Origin of the sequence: Grimontia marina (assembly GCF_900060185.1) — a bacterium.
In the GTDB taxonomy this organism is placed as follows: domain Bacteria; phylum Pseudomonadota; class Gammaproteobacteria; order Enterobacterales; family Vibrionaceae; genus Enterovibrio; species Enterovibrio marinus.
Window position 1 is genome coordinate 111,943 of sequence record NZ_FIZY01000007.1, and the last position, 15,729, is coordinate 127,671.

The 15,729-nt window shown below is 49.7% G+C and carries 17 protein-coding genes; 10 read left to right on the forward strand and 7 right to left on the reverse strand.

What is annotated here, in order from left to right:
* The first annotated feature begins 36 nt into the window (after positions 1–36).
* The 4 genes from ihfB (at position 37) to pyrF (ending at position 2,746) form a co-directional block, all read left to right on the forward strand.
* Positions 37–318, forward strand: a complete 282-nt coding sequence (ihfB, locus tag GMA8713_RS05730; RefSeq protein ID WP_002539244.1) for an integration host factor subunit beta — start codon at positions 37–39, stop codon at positions 316–318.
* Between the two features lie 265 nt (positions 319–583).
* On the forward strand, positions 584–868 hold the full coding sequence (locus GMA8713_RS05735; protein ID WP_062706719.1) for a LapA family protein: 285 nt from the start codon (positions 584–586) through the stop codon (positions 866–868).
* A gap of 6 nt (positions 869–874) precedes the next feature.
* On the forward strand, positions 875–2,044 hold the full coding sequence (gene lapB, locus GMA8713_RS05740; protein ID WP_062706721.1) for a lipopolysaccharide assembly protein LapB: 1,170 nt from the start codon (positions 875–877) through the stop codon (positions 2,042–2,044).
* A gap of 6 nt (positions 2,045–2,050) precedes the next feature.
* Complete coding sequence (gene pyrF, locus GMA8713_RS05745) at positions 2,051–2,746, forward strand: orotidine-5'-phosphate decarboxylase (RefSeq protein WP_062706722.1); 696 nt, start codon at positions 2,051–2,053, stop codon at positions 2,744–2,746.
* Positions 2,747–2,797: 51 nt separating this feature from the next.
* On the opposite strand, the gene GMA8713_RS05750 is transcribed toward pyrF, so the two are convergent.
* From GMA8713_RS05750 to pspF, 6 genes are all read right to left on the reverse strand, one after another.
* Positions 2,798–3,604: a peptide ABC transporter ATP-binding protein gene (locus tag GMA8713_RS05750; protein ID WP_062706724.1), complete on the reverse strand. Its 807-nt coding sequence runs from the start codon at positions 3,602–3,604 to the stop codon at positions 2,798–2,800.
* Positions 3,588–4,598 carry a peptide ABC transporter ATP-binding protein gene (locus GMA8713_RS05755; RefSeq protein ID WP_062706726.1) on the reverse strand — a complete coding sequence of 337 codons (1,011 nt, stop codon included), beginning with the start codon at positions 4,596–4,598 and terminating at the stop codon, positions 3,588–3,590. Before GMA8713_RS05755 ends, GMA8713_RS05750 begins: the two co-directional genes overlap by 17 nt.
* The gene (gene sapC / locus GMA8713_RS05760) at positions 4,598–5,485 is read right to left on the reverse strand and encodes a putrescine export ABC transporter permease SapC (protein WP_062706728.1); all 888 of its coding nucleotides are present in this window, start codon (positions 5,483–5,485) and stop codon (positions 4,598–4,600) included. Before sapC ends, GMA8713_RS05755 begins: the two co-directional genes overlap by 1 nt.
* Positions 5,472–6,434, reverse strand: coding sequence for an ABC transporter permease (locus GMA8713_RS05765; RefSeq protein WP_062706730.1), 963 nt, complete (start codon positions 6,432–6,434; stop codon positions 5,472–5,474). The genes sapC and GMA8713_RS05765 overlap by 14 nt, the downstream gene beginning before the upstream one ends.
* 3 nt (positions 6,435–6,437) lie before the next feature.
* A complete protein-coding gene (sapA, locus tag GMA8713_RS05770; RefSeq protein WP_062706732.1) occupies positions 6,438–8,057 on the reverse strand; it encodes an ABC transporter substrate-binding protein SapA in 1,620 nt (539 codons plus the stop codon).
* Positions 8,058–8,168: 111 nt separating this feature from the next.
* Positions 8,169–9,179: a phage shock protein operon transcriptional activator gene (pspF, locus tag GMA8713_RS05775; protein ID WP_062706734.1), complete on the reverse strand. Its 1,011-nt coding sequence runs from the start codon at positions 9,177–9,179 to the stop codon at positions 8,169–8,171.
* Between the two features lie 185 nt (positions 9,180–9,364).
* Between pspF and pspA the strand changes: the two genes are divergently transcribed.
* The 6 genes from pspA to tyrR all read left to right on the forward strand — a co-directional run bounded on the left by pspA (position 9,365) and on the right by tyrR (position 15,226).
* A complete protein-coding gene (gene pspA / locus GMA8713_RS05780; RefSeq protein ID WP_002539260.1) occupies positions 9,365–10,030 on the forward strand; it encodes a phage shock protein PspA in 666 nt (221 codons plus the stop codon).
* Between the two features lie 25 nt (positions 10,031–10,055).
* Positions 10,056–10,286: an envelope stress response membrane protein PspB gene (gene pspB, locus GMA8713_RS05785; protein ID WP_002539261.1), complete on the forward strand. Its 231-nt coding sequence runs from the start codon at positions 10,056–10,058 to the stop codon at positions 10,284–10,286.
* Positions 10,283–10,669: an envelope stress response membrane protein PspC gene (gene pspC, locus GMA8713_RS05790; protein ID WP_062706736.1), complete on the forward strand. Its 387-nt coding sequence runs from the start codon at positions 10,283–10,285 to the stop codon at positions 10,667–10,669. Before pspB ends, pspC begins: the two co-directional genes overlap by 4 nt.
* A 71-nt stretch (positions 10,670–10,740) precedes the next feature.
* Positions 10,741–12,135, forward strand: coding sequence for a YcjX family GTP-binding protein (locus tag GMA8713_RS05795; protein WP_062706738.1), 1,395 nt, complete (start codon positions 10,741–10,743; stop codon positions 12,133–12,135).
* An 8-nt stretch (positions 12,136–12,143) separates the two neighbouring features.
* Positions 12,144–13,154 (forward strand): YcjF family protein, encoded by a 1,011-nt coding sequence (locus tag GMA8713_RS05800; protein ID WP_062706740.1) that lies wholly within the window; start codon positions 12,144–12,146, stop codon positions 13,152–13,154.
* 533 nt (positions 13,155–13,687) lie between these two features.
* The gene (tyrR, locus tag GMA8713_RS05805; RefSeq protein WP_062706742.1) at positions 13,688–15,226 is read left to right on the forward strand and encodes a transcriptional regulator TyrR; all 1,539 of its coding nucleotides are present in this window, start codon (positions 13,688–13,690) and stop codon (positions 15,224–15,226) included.
* A gap of 18 nt (positions 15,227–15,244) precedes the next feature.
* On the opposite strand, the gene GMA8713_RS05810 is transcribed toward tyrR, so the two are convergent.
* Positions 15,245–15,715 carry a methylated-DNA--[protein]-cysteine S-methyltransferase gene (locus GMA8713_RS05810; RefSeq protein ID WP_062706744.1) on the reverse strand — a complete coding sequence of 157 codons (471 nt, stop codon included), beginning with the start codon at positions 15,713–15,715 and terminating at the stop codon, positions 15,245–15,247.
* Positions 15,716–15,729 lie beyond the last annotated feature (14 nt).

Below are 15,729 nucleotides of genomic sequence, written 5' to 3' on the forward strand. Positions count from 1 at the left end.
TATACTGTTGAGAAACATACTAAAAGCGGGGTGATCATGACGAAGTCTGAGTTGATCGAAAGACTATGTAGTCAACAAACCCATCTTTCTGCCAAACAGGTAGAAGATGCCATCAAGGAAATCCTTGAACACATGGCCACTACACTCGAGGAAGGTGACCGAATCGAGATTCGTGGTTTTGGTAGTTTCTCTTTGCATTATCGCGCTCCTCGCGTTGGACGCAATCCAAAAACGGGAGATAAAGTTGAGCTCGACGGCAAGTACGTCCCTCACTTCAAACCGGGCAAGGAGCTTCGCGACCGAGTCAACATTAGCTGATTCGATTCCGAATAAAAAAACGGCATGCTATTCGTATGCCGTTTTTTTTATGCCTATTGCAATGGTCTGACAAGCCAAATTGCTGCATAATCACATATATACCCAAACTCGCTAAATCCTGTATCTTCAGGTTATTTGGGTATATACCCAAATCTCTTCTTCTAGGCATGGCAGTTGCCGAGGGGGTTTAGGTATAAGAGTCCGGTAAGTGTTTGATGCAACATGTTGAGCACCTTAAACCGGAGAAAATAATGAGGGAGTGACTGTGAAGATTATTGGTATCGTTTTACTCGTCCTGTGTTTTCTTATGACACTCGCCCTTGGTGCACAGAATCAGGAAGTCGTTAACTTCAACTATCTGGTGGCACAGGGAGAGTTTCGATTATCTCTACTCTTGGGCGTAGTCTTTGGCACTGGTTTTGCGCTTGGCTGGCTGATTTGCGGCATGCTTTATCTGAAAGCCCGAATGTCTGCAGCCATGCTGAAAAAGCAGGTAAACAAGCAGCGCCAGGAGTTGGACAAACTGCGTACGGACCCTGTTAAGGAATAAGCGTAAATGCTAGAGCTGCTGTTTCTGTTGCTGCCAATTGCCGCCGGTTACGGTTGGTATATGGGCAATAGGAATGCTCGTCATCGTCGACAGGATCAGTCGCATCATCTATCAAGACAGTATGTCGCAGGTCTTAACCTACTTTTGTCAGACCAATCTGACAAAGCGGTGGACCTTTTTATAGAACTGCTCCAAGTCGATAACGAGACGATAGACACCCACCTTGCTCTCGGTAACCTTTTCCGCTCCCGCGGAGAGGTAGACCGTGCTATTCGCATTCACCAAAATCTGATTGCCCGTCCCAACCTCACGCTTGACCAGCGTAATCTTGCCCTTCAACAGCTTGCCAAAGATTACATGGTCGCTGGCTTTTTCGACCGAGCAGAGAAAATATTTCATCAATTGGTCGATGAGCCAGACTACAAAGAATTTGCGTTGCAACAGCTTCTCGCCATTTATCAACAAACGCGAGAGTGGGAAAAAGCGATAGATATCGCCAGTAAATTGGTGCGAGGCGGTAAGAGTAAGCTCAAGCGGGACATTTCCCATTTCTATTGTGAACTGGCAATGCAGTCGATGGGTGATAACGATGAGAAAGTTGCCCGTCAGCTTCTCAAGAAGGCTATAACCACAGACAAAGCTTGCGTACGTGCTTCTTTAATGCTGGCGCGTCTTGATATTGGCAATGAAGATTACAGAGATGCTGCCAAAGTGCTGGAGCAGGTTCTGGAACAAGATCCAGATTTCGTCAGCGAGGCATTGCCTCTACTGGATAAATGCTATGGCGAAATGGGCAAAGAAATGTCCTTGGTTCGCTTCTTGAAAAGCTGCATTGAAAAGAACACAGGTGCTTCGGCAGAACTGATGATGTCAGACATTATCAGTGACCATGAAAATGCTGCCATGGCACAAAGTTTCCTCACCCGTCAGTTGACGAAAAACCCGACTATGAAAGGCTTCCACAAGCTAATGCAATTGCACGTTGAACAAGCTGAAGAAGGCCGCGGGAAAACCAGCTTGAACACACTAAAGCATCTGGTTGAGGAACAGCTAAAAGTAAAGCCGCACTATCGTTGCAGAAAGTGTGGCTTTTCGACCCACTCGCTTTACTGGCATTGCCCATCTTGTAAAGGATGGGGGTCGATAAAACCGATACGAGGCCTAGACGGAGAATAAGTAGGAATGCAGGACCCTAAAGTAATTGTTGCATTGGATTACCCAAACATTGATCAGGCGCTGGCGTTTGTAGATCGCATCGAGCCAGGCAGTTGTCACCTGAAAGTGGGTAAGGAAATGTTTACCCTGTATGGCCCTGACTACGTTCGTAAACTGCATGAACGTGGACACACTGTTTTTCTGGACCTAAAGTTCCATGACATTCCGAATACCTGCGCGCGCGCAGTTGCCGCAGCAGCAGAGCTCGGTGTTTGGATGGTGAATGTTCACGCCAGTGGCGGAGAGCGAATGATGGTGGCGGCGCGTAAAGCGCTTGAAGCATATGGTAAAGACAAGCCAATGCTGATTGGTGTAACAGTACTGACCAGCATGGAACAAAGTGACTTGGTGGGTATCGGTATTAACCGTGAGCCTCAGGAGCATGTGATGTCGCTTGCCACCTTGACCCGCAATAGCGGCCTTGATGGCGTGGTTTGCTCTGCGCATGAGTCTGCGATGTTGAAGAGTACACTTGGCCAAGAGTTCAAACTGGTGACGCCGGGTATTCGTCCTGCAGGCAGCGATGCCGCTGATCAACGCCGAATCATGACGCCGGTTGAAGCAGTGACAGCAGGTTCTGATTATCTGGTGATTGGACGCCCAATCACCCAAGCAGCAGACCCAATGGCAGTGCTGACAGAAATCAACGCTTCATTGGCATAACGCCACCGCGTAAGACAGGTAAAAAGCCCTGCGTTGCAGGGCTTTTTAATATCAGGTAGTTTGGTATCGCGAGCGCCTGTCCAGTGTCGGTGCGGTAAAGTGACTTTCTATCAGCCTTTGCGTCAATGCGTGCTCAGGTGCTGTGAAAACCTGTTGGGTAGTACCAGCCTCGACAACCTCGCCATTTTGCATCACCATGACCTTGTCGGCGACATGCTTGACTACCCCCATGTGCTGAGACACATAAACATAGGACAAACCCATCAACTCTTGTAGCTCTAGCAGCAGATTAAGGATCTGCGAGCGCATCGACATGTCCAGCCCGTTTAATGCTTCATCGGCAACAATCACACAAGGCTGAAGAATAAGGGCTCTAGCGAGCGATACACGCTGTTTCTGACCTGTCGCTAGCATTTGTGGATAAAAGTATGCGTGCTCAGGAAGTAAGCCCACCTGACGAAGCGTATCGACAACGCGTCGCTCGCGTTCTTGCAGCGTCATGTTGGTGTTTCTCTTTAAAGGCGCTTCAAGGATTTGCCCGATCTGATTTCGCGGGTTTAACGAGGTGTTGGGATCCTGGAAAATCATCCGGATAAGCTTACAGCGGGTTTTATAATCGCTGACACCCAACACTTCTCCGTTTACGCGGATTTCTCCGCTAGTCGGTGAAACGACGCCAGCCAACATCTTGGCAAGTGTTGATTTACCAGAGCCGTTTTCACCAATAAATGCCAGCGTTTCGCCAGCTTCTATGGAAAAAGAGACCGGCTTCACCGCTTCAATCACTCGCTTGGTGAAAAGACCTGTGCGGTATTGATAGTTTTTACACAAGCCATCGACTTCAAGCAGTGCGGTCATGCTTTTTGACTTCCATATTAAGTGGGAAATGACAGGCAAACTTGTGATTCTTCACTTTTCGGGTGCGGGGAACCTCAACGCACTTACGCTGGGCGTAAGGGCAGCGAGGGCCGAGTCGACAGCCAATTGGTAAATGCTGCAGTGGAGGAATAGAGCCCGGCAGCGCTTCAAGTTTGCTCTTGTGTGGGATGTCTAGGCTAAAGTCCGGCATCGCGCGAAGCAGCGCATCAGTGTATGGGTGATGTGGTGCCTGCAGGATTTGTTTCCGTCCTGCCGATTCGACAGACTGACCGCAGTACATCACAGTAATACGATCTGCCCATTGGGTAACCGTGGTCAGGTCGTGGCTGATCAGCAAAATGGTGGTGTTTGCCAACTGGTTGGTACGGCTGAGCAGGCGGAAGATTTGAGCCTGTGTGATCGGGTCCAAATCGTTGGTTGGTTCGTCCGCAATCAAAAGGCGAGGGCGGTTAGCAATGGCCATCGCAATCATGACTTTCTGGCACTCGCCATCCGTGAGCTCATACGGATAGCTCTTCATGATGCGCTTGTGGTCTTTGATCCCTACCTTATGCAGCAGAGCTATCGATTGCTGTTTGCGCCACGAAAGTCTTTGCCACCAACTCCCGCTGAAGGAATCAGAAGGAATGGCTTCTTCCAACTGATAGCCCACCTGCTCAGAGGGGTCGAGACAGGTCGAAGGCTCTTGGAAAATCATGGCAATGTCTTTCCCGACAACGTGGCGTCGTTCACGGGCAGGAAGGGCTAGTAGGTCGATATTACCGAGGCGAAGGCGGTCCGCAGTGACACGCCAGTTATCTTTTGTAACGCCACAGATGGCTTTGGCAACCAGACTTTTACCCGAGCCTGACTCGCCCACCAAACCACGAATTTCCCCTTCGCTGATGGTGAGGCTCATCCGGTCAACTGCTTTCACAAGGCCTTGTGGCGTTTCAATTTCAATCGTCAGGTGTCGAATATCTAACAACGGCATTATTCTGTCCCCGCGTTAATCGCTTGTGTAATACCATCACCCACTAGGTTGACGACAAGTACGCTAATCGTGATGGCCAGCCCTGGCAGCGTCACTGTCCAAGGCGCAGTAAACACCAGTTCAATGGAGTCCCCGAGCATCGCGCCCCATTCAGGTGAAGGTGCTTGAGCGCCGAGACCGAGGAAACCCAGCGCTGCGATATCAAGAATAGCTACTGAAATGGCGCGGGTTAACTCCGTACTGAGCGTGACCAGGATATTGGGTAATACAGAGTAATAGAGTAGATAGAAGCTGTTTGCCCCATCTAGTCGGGCAGCAAGAATGTACTCTTTTTCCATCTCCGCATGGACTGCAGTATAGACGGCTCGGATAAACCGGGGAATTAAGGCCAGCCAAACTGCCAGCAAAATACTCAGTTCTCCGGGCCCTTGGAAAGCGACAACAATAATCGCCAGTAGTAAGGATGGGATGGAAAGCACAGTATCGAGAAGGTGATTTAGGAAGCTGGATTTCAGACCCGAAGTCATACCCGCGAGAATACCAATAAGCACGCCTAAAATCCCAGCAGCCAAAGCGACAAGCACCGCATAGCCAAACGTGAGTCGGGAGCCTTCAATCAGCCGGGAAAGCATATCCCTTGTTAGGTCATCAGTCCCTAGAAAGTAATCAACTGTGCCCTTAGTGTCCCAGGATGGTGGCAAGAGCAACTCACCAGTTTGGAACTGCGCGCTATAAGGGGTAATCCAGGGCGCAAGTAGGGTCACCAGAACCAAAATACACAGACACCAGAATCCGAATACCGCAAGGGTATTTTCACGGAATGCTTTCCAGGAGCGCTCAAGCTGAGTTGGGATGCGCTCTTCTAAATAAACACTATTTGAGGGCATACCATTCTTTCCTTGCGAGCGGGCTGATAGCCGCACCAGTCAGATCAGAGAAAATGTTCGCAATAAGTACAACACTACCAACGGCAAGCACCCCAGCCTGCACGGCGACATAGTCTTGGAAGCTCAGCGCATCCAGTAGCCAGGTACCAATACCTGGCCAGTTGAAAACAGACTCGGTAATGATCGCGAAGGTCATCATGGTCGAAATCTGGATGCCGAACTTAGGGATGATGGGCGGCAAAGCATTTTTCAGTACATGACGCATAACGATTTCTGATTTCGACAGTCCTTTGGTCGCGGCAGCTTTAATATAGTTTTGGCTCATCACTTCAGCGACGGAATCTCGCAATAGCTTGATGATTTCAGTGGTCGGGGCGATAGCCAATACCAGTGTCGGCATGATGAGATGGCGAATGATGTCTTCCAGTGCTTGGCTACGTTGTGGGTGGTTAGACAGCAACACATCGACAAACGCAAAGCCCGTTATGGATGGGATTTCGAACAGCAGGTTGTAACGGCCAGAAACTGGCAGCCAACCCAAATACAACGAAAACACCATGATCATCAGGATAGCCATCCAGAAGATTGGCATGGAAAACGTGAACAGAGTTAGCGATGAAATCACCATGTCTGTTGAAGAGCCGCGGCGAATGCCTGCCAGAGTGCCAAATGGAATACCCAACAACAATGCCAGTAAGAAAGCAAAGAAGCACAACTCTAGCGTTGCGGGGAAGACACGGGATAAGGACTCTGTCACAGGTTGACCATTGGCAGCGATACCAAGGTTACCTTGCATGAGCTCACGCAGGTACTGTGTCCAGCCTGTCCAGTACTCATATTGATTGAACACCGAGAGCGGATCGAGTTTTACGATGTTATAGCCGATCATCGTCAGGATCAGCAGGGTGATGATGAAAAGATTGAGCCGGCGAATGGCATAGATCAACATAGATCAGCGACTCCTGGATACGTTCGCAAAAGATTTGTCTCCAAACGGGCTTAATGTGATGCCCTGAAGTGACGCATTTCGCGCCTGATAGTGAACACCGTGTGCCAGCGGGATCACTGGCATACGCTCATTAAGAATGCGTTGCGCTTGCAAATAAAGATTGCGGCGTTCATTTCGTTCGTCGGTGGCAATTGCTGAATCGATGAAACGGTCAAAATAACGGTTACACCAGTTGGAGAGGTTCCAGCCAGTGAATTTTGCGTTGCAAGAAAGCAGTGGCCTCAGGAAGTTGTCCGGGTCACCGTTATCCGCTATCCACCCGGTTAATACCATGCCGAGCTCATCAATATTGTCGCGCAGTAGCTTACGGTTAATATCTTCAAGCGCAATGATATTGACCGTGATACCAATTGGAGCCAGATTCGCCTGAATTAACTCTGCCGTTTTTCGCGGACTCGGGTTATAGGCTTTGGGTGTCAAAGGTACAATCAGATCCACCTCAAAGCCGTGACGGTAACCGGCTTTTGCCATCAGGCTTAGTGCGAGCTGAGGGTCAAAAGTCACGGAAGACTTTTCGTTATAGGCCCATGACATGGGGGGTAACATGCCATTTGCGGGCGTTCCTGTGCCGTAATAAACCGATTGAATCAGCGCTTCACGGTTGATTGCCAAACTGATCGCTTGACGGACTTCTAATTCCGAGAGCGCATGGTGGCGGGTATTGAGCGCAAGAAACGCTACATTCATACCTGTCTGCGACGCCAAAACAAAATCAGGATTGTTTTTGATAACAGAAAGTTGGCTGGCAATAGGAGAAGAAAGCACATCGCATTCGCGGGTGATGAGTTTACTCAGGGAGCCTGTGCCACGGTTACTGATGTCATAGGCGATTTGCTCCATAGGCGCAGCACCATTCCAGTATCCCCAGTGTCTTTTCAATCGAATGAAGCGGTGAGGTTCGTATTCATCCAGATAGAATGCACCTGAGCCGACCGGTTGTGAGTCGATTTTGGCTGGCGTACCTTTCTTTAAAAGATGTTCAGCGTATTCCGCTGAATGGACAACCGCGTACGTGGTTGAAAGGGTAGACAGGAATGAAACATCAGGGCGCGATAGAGTAAATTTTACTGTGTAGTCATCAAGTGCGACGACATCATCTACCAGCCCAGCGAAATCCATACTTTCAAACCACGGATAGTCACCGCCAGAAACATTGTGAAAAGGATGCTCAGGGTCAATCAGTCGCTTGAAGCTGAAAACCACATCCTCTGCATTTACGCCACGATGTGGAATAAACCAGTCCGTAACCTGAAAGCTGGCGCTCTGGCGAAGATTGAAGATATATTCTTTGCCATCCGGGCTTACTTCCCAGCTCTGAGCCAACATAGGGACAGGCTTGTATGTCTGCGGGTCTAGTTGAAGGAGCCGATCGTAGATTTGGCTGGAGAGCGCGTCAGCGGTCAGACCGCCATCGGTCAACTGTGGATTGAAAGTATTGGGTTGACCCGGGCCGCAATAGATGAAACCACGGTTACGCGCAGCGTTATCGGAGAACGGGTCTTCACATCCTGCCAAGAAGAGGATGGTTACGCTTGCCAGTAGCAAGCGGCCTAGAGCGCTCATAAGCCAATGATTAGGTGATAAAGTTAAGTGTTTTAATTTACCACTGAAGCAACAGAGTCACCAAGTGGCGGCGCAAATATCTGGGTAATTTCAGAACAATTGGCGAAAAACTTATGCCGAATCGGTGTTTTCCTCACCAACCAGATTGTATTTTCGCAGCAACCCTCTTATTTGATGGTAGCTTAAGCTAAGCAGCTCTGCGGCGCGTCGTTGATTAAAACGTGCTTGTTCCATCGCCTTTTCAACAATTTCCTTCTCCTGATCCTGCTGCCATTGACGTAAATTGAGTGGGAAGGTGATTTCTGATTTCGACTCCGCCTTCTCTGCAGGCTTTTCGTTTCGCCAGGGTGCTTTGAACGGGTCGAGTTGAATGTCTTCCGCATCAATTTCGCTGCCTTCGTCGGCGTGACGGTATATGGCGCGTTCTACCACGTTCTTTAGCTCTCGTACGTTACCAGGCCAGCGATAGCTGTTGAGTAGCTTGATCGCGTCTATTGAGAAGCCAGAAAAGTAACTGTAACCAAGCTCCCTGCACATCTTCAGAGCGTAATACTCGGCAAGGAGTAAAATGTCACCTTGTCGTTCACGCAGTGGGGGAAGGTGTATAACATCAAAGGCGAGACGGTCGAGAAGATCAGCGCGGAACTTCCCGTCATCGGCCATCTGGGGCAAGTTTTCGTTAGTCGCGCACACAAGCCTGACATCCGCGCTTAAGACATCACTGCCGCCTACGCGCTCATACTCGCCGTATTCAATAACTCTAAGCAGTTTTTCCTGCACGCCAAGTGGCGCTGTTGCCAATTCGTCGAGAAACAGAGTGCCGCCTTCAGCCCGCTCAAAACGGCCTTTGTGTTTTCCTTTCGCGCCACTAAATGAGCCGGCTTCATGGCCAAACAGCTCAGAATCAATCAGGCCTTCACTCAGTGCTGCGCAGTTCAGGCTGACCAGCGGGCCGTCCCAACGGCGTGATAAATAATGCAGGCGCTTGGCGATGAGCTCTTTACCTGTACCTCGCTCTCCCAGAATCAACACCGGGCGGTCAAGCGGTGCAAGGCGGGAGACATGATCGAGGACGGAAAGGAAGTGATCAGATTCGCCAATCAGGTTGTCAGGTTTCTGCATGGTGAAATTTGCCAACTGTTAGTTTATTTCATCATACCCTTATGAGGATAAAATGCACGTAATGAGTTAACTTATTGTAATCTATAGGATATAAAAGTTGGCACGGGGCTTGATATGTATCTGGCAAATGAGGTTTCCCTCAACTGTAAGCGCACAGAGCGCATTCGGCAATAAGGAGCATCACAATGGGTATTTTCTCTCGCTTTGCAGATATTGTTAACGCTAACGTCAATTCACTGCTGGATAAAGCAGAAGATCCACAAAAAATGGTTCGCCTGATCATTCAGGAAATGGAAGACACACTGGTTGAAGTTCGCACTTCTTCTGCACGTGCACTGGCAGACAAAAAAGAACTGGCGCGTAAAATCGAAGGCATTGAGCGTCAACTGACAGATTGGCAGGAAAAAGCGACACTTGCACTTCAGAAATCTCGTGAAGATCTGGCTCGCGCGGCACTGATTGAAAAGCAAAAAGTGCACGATGTCCTGCTGACCCTCAAAGAAGAGTACAATCTGGTCGAAGAGACTATCGGTAAACTGGGTAACGAAATCGCAGAGCTTGAAACCAAGCTGGCAGAAACCCGCGCCCGTCAGCAAGCACTGGTGATTCGCCGCGAAGCCGCTGGCAAACGCCGCGACGTGCGTCGCCAACTGGATACTGGCCGCACTGATGAAGCGCTGGCAAAATTCGAGCAATACGAGCGCCGCATTGATGAGTTGGAAGCAGAAGCAGACAGCTACAGCATTGGTAAAGGCAAACGTCTTGAAGACGAATTTGCAGACCTGCAAGCGCAGGATGAAATCGAAAAAGAACTTGAACGCATGAAAGCGGAACTTAAGGACAAAGAATAAGCCTTCTCAAAGGTAAGGAGTAGACATGTCAATGGCGTTTCTTTCAATTCCACTGGTGGTGTTTTTTGTATTCGTTGCACCACTGTGGTTGTGGCTCCACTACCGCAGTAAACGACAAGTCGGTCAGGGCTTGAGTGGTGATGAGTTTGAGCAATTGCAAGCCCTGGCAAACCGCGCGGAAGCATTGCAGGACCGCATTCATTCTCTGGAGCGCATTCTTGATGAGGAAGCGCCAAATTGGAGACATAGACAATGAGCAAAACGTTGTATCGTGATCCTATAAACGGGAAGATCGGTGGCGTTTGTGCAGGTGTCGCTGATTACTTCGGGATGGAAATCTGGTTAGTGAGGATCCTGACTGTGACGGCATTTCTTGTGGGGCTAGGCTTTTTCGTTATCGTGGCATACGTTGCCGCCATGCTTATCCTTGAAAAAATGCCGCCGGAAGAGGCAAAACGGACTTTCCATTACAAAGAGCATCAAGTGAAACAAAAACCTTGGCAACAAGGGAAATCAGCAAGCCAGTTGCTGGCTGATATTGAAAGTGAAATGGGAGAGATGGAACACGACGTTGCCAAAATGGAAGCGTACGTAACATCAAAAGAGTACGAATTGAACCGACAGTTCAAAAAGCTCTAATCAAAATCCATGATGACGTTATCCCCCGCTTTTATCGCGGGGGATTTATCTTTTGAGGGGTGCTGCTATTTATGAATTCAGTGAAGCGTCAGGTGAATAAATGGGTGAGCCGTAGCCTCGACAGGCATATTCGCCTTGCAGTGACCGGACTTTCCCGTGCCGGTAAAACCGCCTTTATCACCTCACTCATCAATCAGTTACTGCACAGCGCGACCAATCCGCGTATGCCTTTGTTTGCGCCTGTCCGCGAAGGACGTGTTCTCGGTGCGCGACGTGTTCAGCAGAGCCATCTTCATATTCCAGCCTTCGACTACGATCTTGGCATTCAGTCATTGCGCGCGCATCCGCCAACATGGCCTTCTCCAACGCGCGATGTCAGCGAGATCAGACTGGAAATTCGATACCGCCCCGAAAAAGGGGCGATGAAGTTATTGCAAGATACTGCAACGCTGTATCTCGACATCGTTGATTACCCAGGAGAATGGTTGCTTGATTTGCCACTGCTCTCCATGAGTTTTGATGAATGGTCGCGTAAACAAAGTGGCATCTTGACTGGCAAGCGCAAAGAGTTGGCAGAGGCTTGGCTGGAAGCGGTCGACCGCTTCGACCCGTTGGCAGGCGCGGATGAAAAACTGATCGGCGAGATAGCGGCGAAATTTACCGCTTACCTTCATGCCTGTAAGGAAGAAGGGGGGCTGCATTGGGTGCAACCAGGCCGGTTTGTATTACCAGGCGAATATGCAGGCGCGCCCGTGCTTCAGTTTTTCCCATTGGTTGGCAATAAGTATGGTGAAAGCCAACTGGCGAATGCGCCGAAAGGCAGCAACTACGCCATGCTGAAGCAGAGATACGATTACTACTGCCAGCATATTGTGAAAGGCTTCTATCAAGAGCATTTCTCTAAAGTCGATCGACAGATTGTGCTGGTGGATACCTTGCAACCACTCAATGCGGGCCCTGCGTCGTTTAACGATATGCGAATGGCGTTGGAGCAGTTAATGCAAAGCTTCCGCTACGGAAAAAGCGGTTTGCTGCGCCGACTCTTTGCACCGCGCATCGACAAGATTCTTTTTGCGGCGACCAAAGCGGACCATGTGACGCCAGACCAGCATCCGAATCTGGTTTCTCTGCTCCAGCAGCTGATCCACGAAGCTTGGCAAACAGCGGCATTTGAAGGCATTGATATGGAGTGTGTCAGCTTGGCGTCGATTCAAGCGACTGAGCCCGGCATGGTGAATCATCAGGGTGAAACCATGTCTGCACTACGTGGCACGTTGGAAAATGGTGAGCCAATGTTGATGTACCCGGGTGATGTGCCGTCTCGGTTACCGGGCGAAGCTTTCTGGCGGGATAATCAATTCGAATTCCGCCAATTTCGCCCGATGCAAACCGATGTGGATGAGCCTTTGCCGCATATTCGCGTAGACAAAGCGTTGCAATATTTGCTGGGTGACAAACTCAGGTAGGAGGCGATATGAATGATTATAAGAAAGCCGTCGTATTTGATGAGCCTGAGAAACAACAGGATGAGTCTCCCGAGCTGACGCTCCAGCGTCAATTTGAGCAGGACAACACTTCATTTGCTGTCACCAGCATAGAAGAAAGTGATGCCGAGAAGGCATTGGAAGCGACGTTAACCTCACCGAAGAAAAAGCGTTGGGGTTTACGCGCACTGGCAGCAGCAGGCATTGGTTTGGTGTGCTGGCAAACCGTCGACTCTGTATGGGCAGCAGTACAGACCGGAGATTGGCTAGCCGTTGGCTGGAGCGGCTTTATTGCTGGTATTGCGGCGATGGGCATAGGCGCCTTGGGGCGCGAGTTTCTGGCACTACGCCGCTTGAAAGGACGACAAGATGAGCGAGAAGAAGTCACCGCCATCATGGCTGCTGAAGGCATTGGCAAAGCCAAAGGGGTGTGTGAGAAACTCTCCAAACAGTCAGGTGTTGAACTGACCGCAGGCTATGACAAATGGCAGACATCTTTAGCTGCTACGCACAATGACCGTGAAGTCTTCGAACTCTATGACCAGATGGTTGTGATAGAACAAGATACCCGTGCCAAGAAAATGGTGACCAAATACGCATCTGAAGCGGCGGTCATGGTTGCACTCAGTCCACTCGCCATTGCTGACATGTTGTTGGTGGCATGGCGAAACTTCAGGTTGTTGGAGCAAATCTCCAAAGTGTATGGCGTAAAGCTGGGCTACTGGTCGCGCATTCGATTGCTAAAGTTAGTGCTGGCTAACATGGCTTTCGCCGGAGCCAGTGAAGCGCTCACGGATATTGGTACGGATCTGCTGTCGGTCGATATCGCAGGCAAGCTTTCCGCAAGGGCTGCGCAAGGGCTAGGTGTTGGGCTTCTGACGGCAAGACTCGGTTACAAAGCCATGTCTGTGATGCGTCCGCTGCCTTATATTGGTACCAAGGCACCGAAGCTATCTGACATGCGTAAGCAGTTGCTGACCAAACTAACCCTAGGGAACTAGGGTCTGTTGATCTTTAGTGGTTGGATTTTGTTCTAGCCATAAGCGTTTTAGGCGCGGCGAGGTGTGTGCGCCTAGTAACTCTAAGCATATACACCTCAACAAAGCACAAAATACTTAGGTTATGGGACGCGCAGTCGAACCCTTCGGGTAGCGTTTGTGGGGACTTTCTCCTGCGTTACTGGCTTCCCGTGACGGCCAGCTACACATCGAAGCCTCTGCCTTGCATAAAATCCCCACAAACTGCTGCAAAAATCATCACCAAAGGTCAGCAGACCCTAACGTCAATGGCGATGTTTTCCTTTTGCAAGGAGAGGATTGGCTCTCTCACGTTTTCATTGACGCCTCTTGACTGAATGGCTTGAGAGGCGCACACTCCTCTCACTGTCAACAATTCCTGACACTTATTTATACAGCTAATTGAATAATGCAATCCATCAGGGATTGATGAGGTTTCGCCTCAGAGACTTATCATTTCAACGCGGCTGACACCGTAATATAGGATGCCGTCAGCCCACTGCATACAGGACACCAACGTGAGATTACAGGTCTTTTGCGAAGATCGACTTGGATTAACCCGCGAACTCCTCGACATTCTGGCGCGTCGCAACATTGACTTGCGCGGTATTGAAATCGACCAGGTTGGCATTATCTACCTCAACTGCCCAGAAGTGGAATTCGAAGAGTTCCGGCATTTGATGTCCGAAATCCGTCTGATCAGCGGCGTGACTGATGTACGGAAAATCCAGTTCCTGCCCGCCGAGCGCGAACATCGTGAGCTGCGCGCATTGCTTGAAACACTCAGCGATCCCGTCTTCTCGGTTAACCTCAGTGGTAAAGTCGACATGGCGAACAAGGCAGCATTTCGTCTGATGGGCAGCGAAGAATCTGACTTAATTGGCGAGTCTGCCAACACTGTGTTCCCTGACTTCAACTTCACTCATTGGCTAGAGCGTGATAACGCTGGTCAAATCCACCGCCAGGTTGTGCTTTCAGGCATGGATTACCTGATGGAAGTGATGCCCGTTTATGTGACCGACAGTGAAGATAAAGATGTGTTGGCAAGCGCGGTAATTCAGCTTAAGCAAGTTTCCATGAATCACCTGCCAACCACCTTGTACCGCACGCCGGGCGAGCACGGTTTTGAGCATTTGGTGGGACAATCCAGTAAGTTTCGTAGTTTGGTGAATCAGGCCAAAAAATTTGCGATGCTGGATGCACCGCTGCTGATTCAAGGTGAAACCGGCACAGGAAAAGAGATGCTGGCTAAAGCCTGTCACCAACGTTCACACCGTGCGGAAAGTCCGTTTCTGCTGGTAAACTGTGTGTCCATGCCAGATGATGCTGCAGAAACCGAGTTGTTTGGCTGTGCACCAACGGAAGGTCATGAAGGAAAGAAGGGCCAGCTTGAGCAGGCTGATGGTGGGACCGTATTCCTCTATGAAGTGGGGGAGATGAGCCAACATCTACAAATCAAACTGCTTCGCTTTATGCAGGATGGTACTTTCCGCCGCGTAGGCGAAGAGAAAGAAATCAAGGTTGATGTGCGTGTGATCTGCTCAACGCAGAAAAACCTGTCAGAGCGCGTAACCGCAGGGCAATTCCGAGAGGATTTGTATTATCGACTAAATGTTCTTTCCCTGACGGTATCGCCGCTGCGTGAGCGTCCTTCGGATGTGCAGCCGCTCGCTGAACTTTTCCTTAATCAGTTCGCCGCAGAATTGGGGCAGGAAAGACCGATGCTGCAACAAGGCGTACTCGAGTTGCTGAATCAATATTCATGGCCTGGTAACGTCAGACAGCTTAGAAACGTGCTGTTCCGCGCAATGACACAAATCGAAGAAGGCTGCCTGACCAAAGATGACATCCAATTGCCGGAAACGGAGCAAAGTGCTTTCCTGACTGAGGAGACACTGGAAGGCTCGCTGGACGACATTATGAAGCGTTACGAGTCGGGTATTTTGTCGAACCTATATCGCAGTTATCCTTCAACTCGTAAGCTGGCGAAGCGACTCAGCGTTTCTCACACCGCTGTGGCAAACAAGCTTCGTGAATACAGCATTGGTAAGAAATAAAAAACAAAAACGGTGGTCTCAGCCACTGTTTTTTTCCATGGTAAGGAGCTTTTGTTTGATCTCCAAACCATAGCGATAGCCGGTCAATTCACCACCGCAGCTAATGACACGGTGGCAAGGAATGACCAAAGGGATGGGATTGACATTGTTCGCCATTCCGACGGCCCGAGAAGCTTGAGGATTGCCGATTTCCCGCGCAATATCAGCGTAAGACCTTGTTTCTCCGTATGGGATTTCACGGAGTACTTGCCAAACTTTATGCTGGAACTCTGTGCCGTCTGGCGCGAGTAGAATGTCAAATTTGGAGCGTTCCCCTTTGAGGAACTCGAGAATTTGTTTTTTGTACGGAGTGAGGTGCTTGGGAGAGTGTTTCCACTGCTTGCACGACTCAACAGGGTGATGAAGACATAAGGTCAATTGTCTGAGCCCAGACTCATCAGCCAATAAGTGAATTTTCCCCAGCGGTGATTCAAAGCTATCGTAATACATAAGTAACGACACAG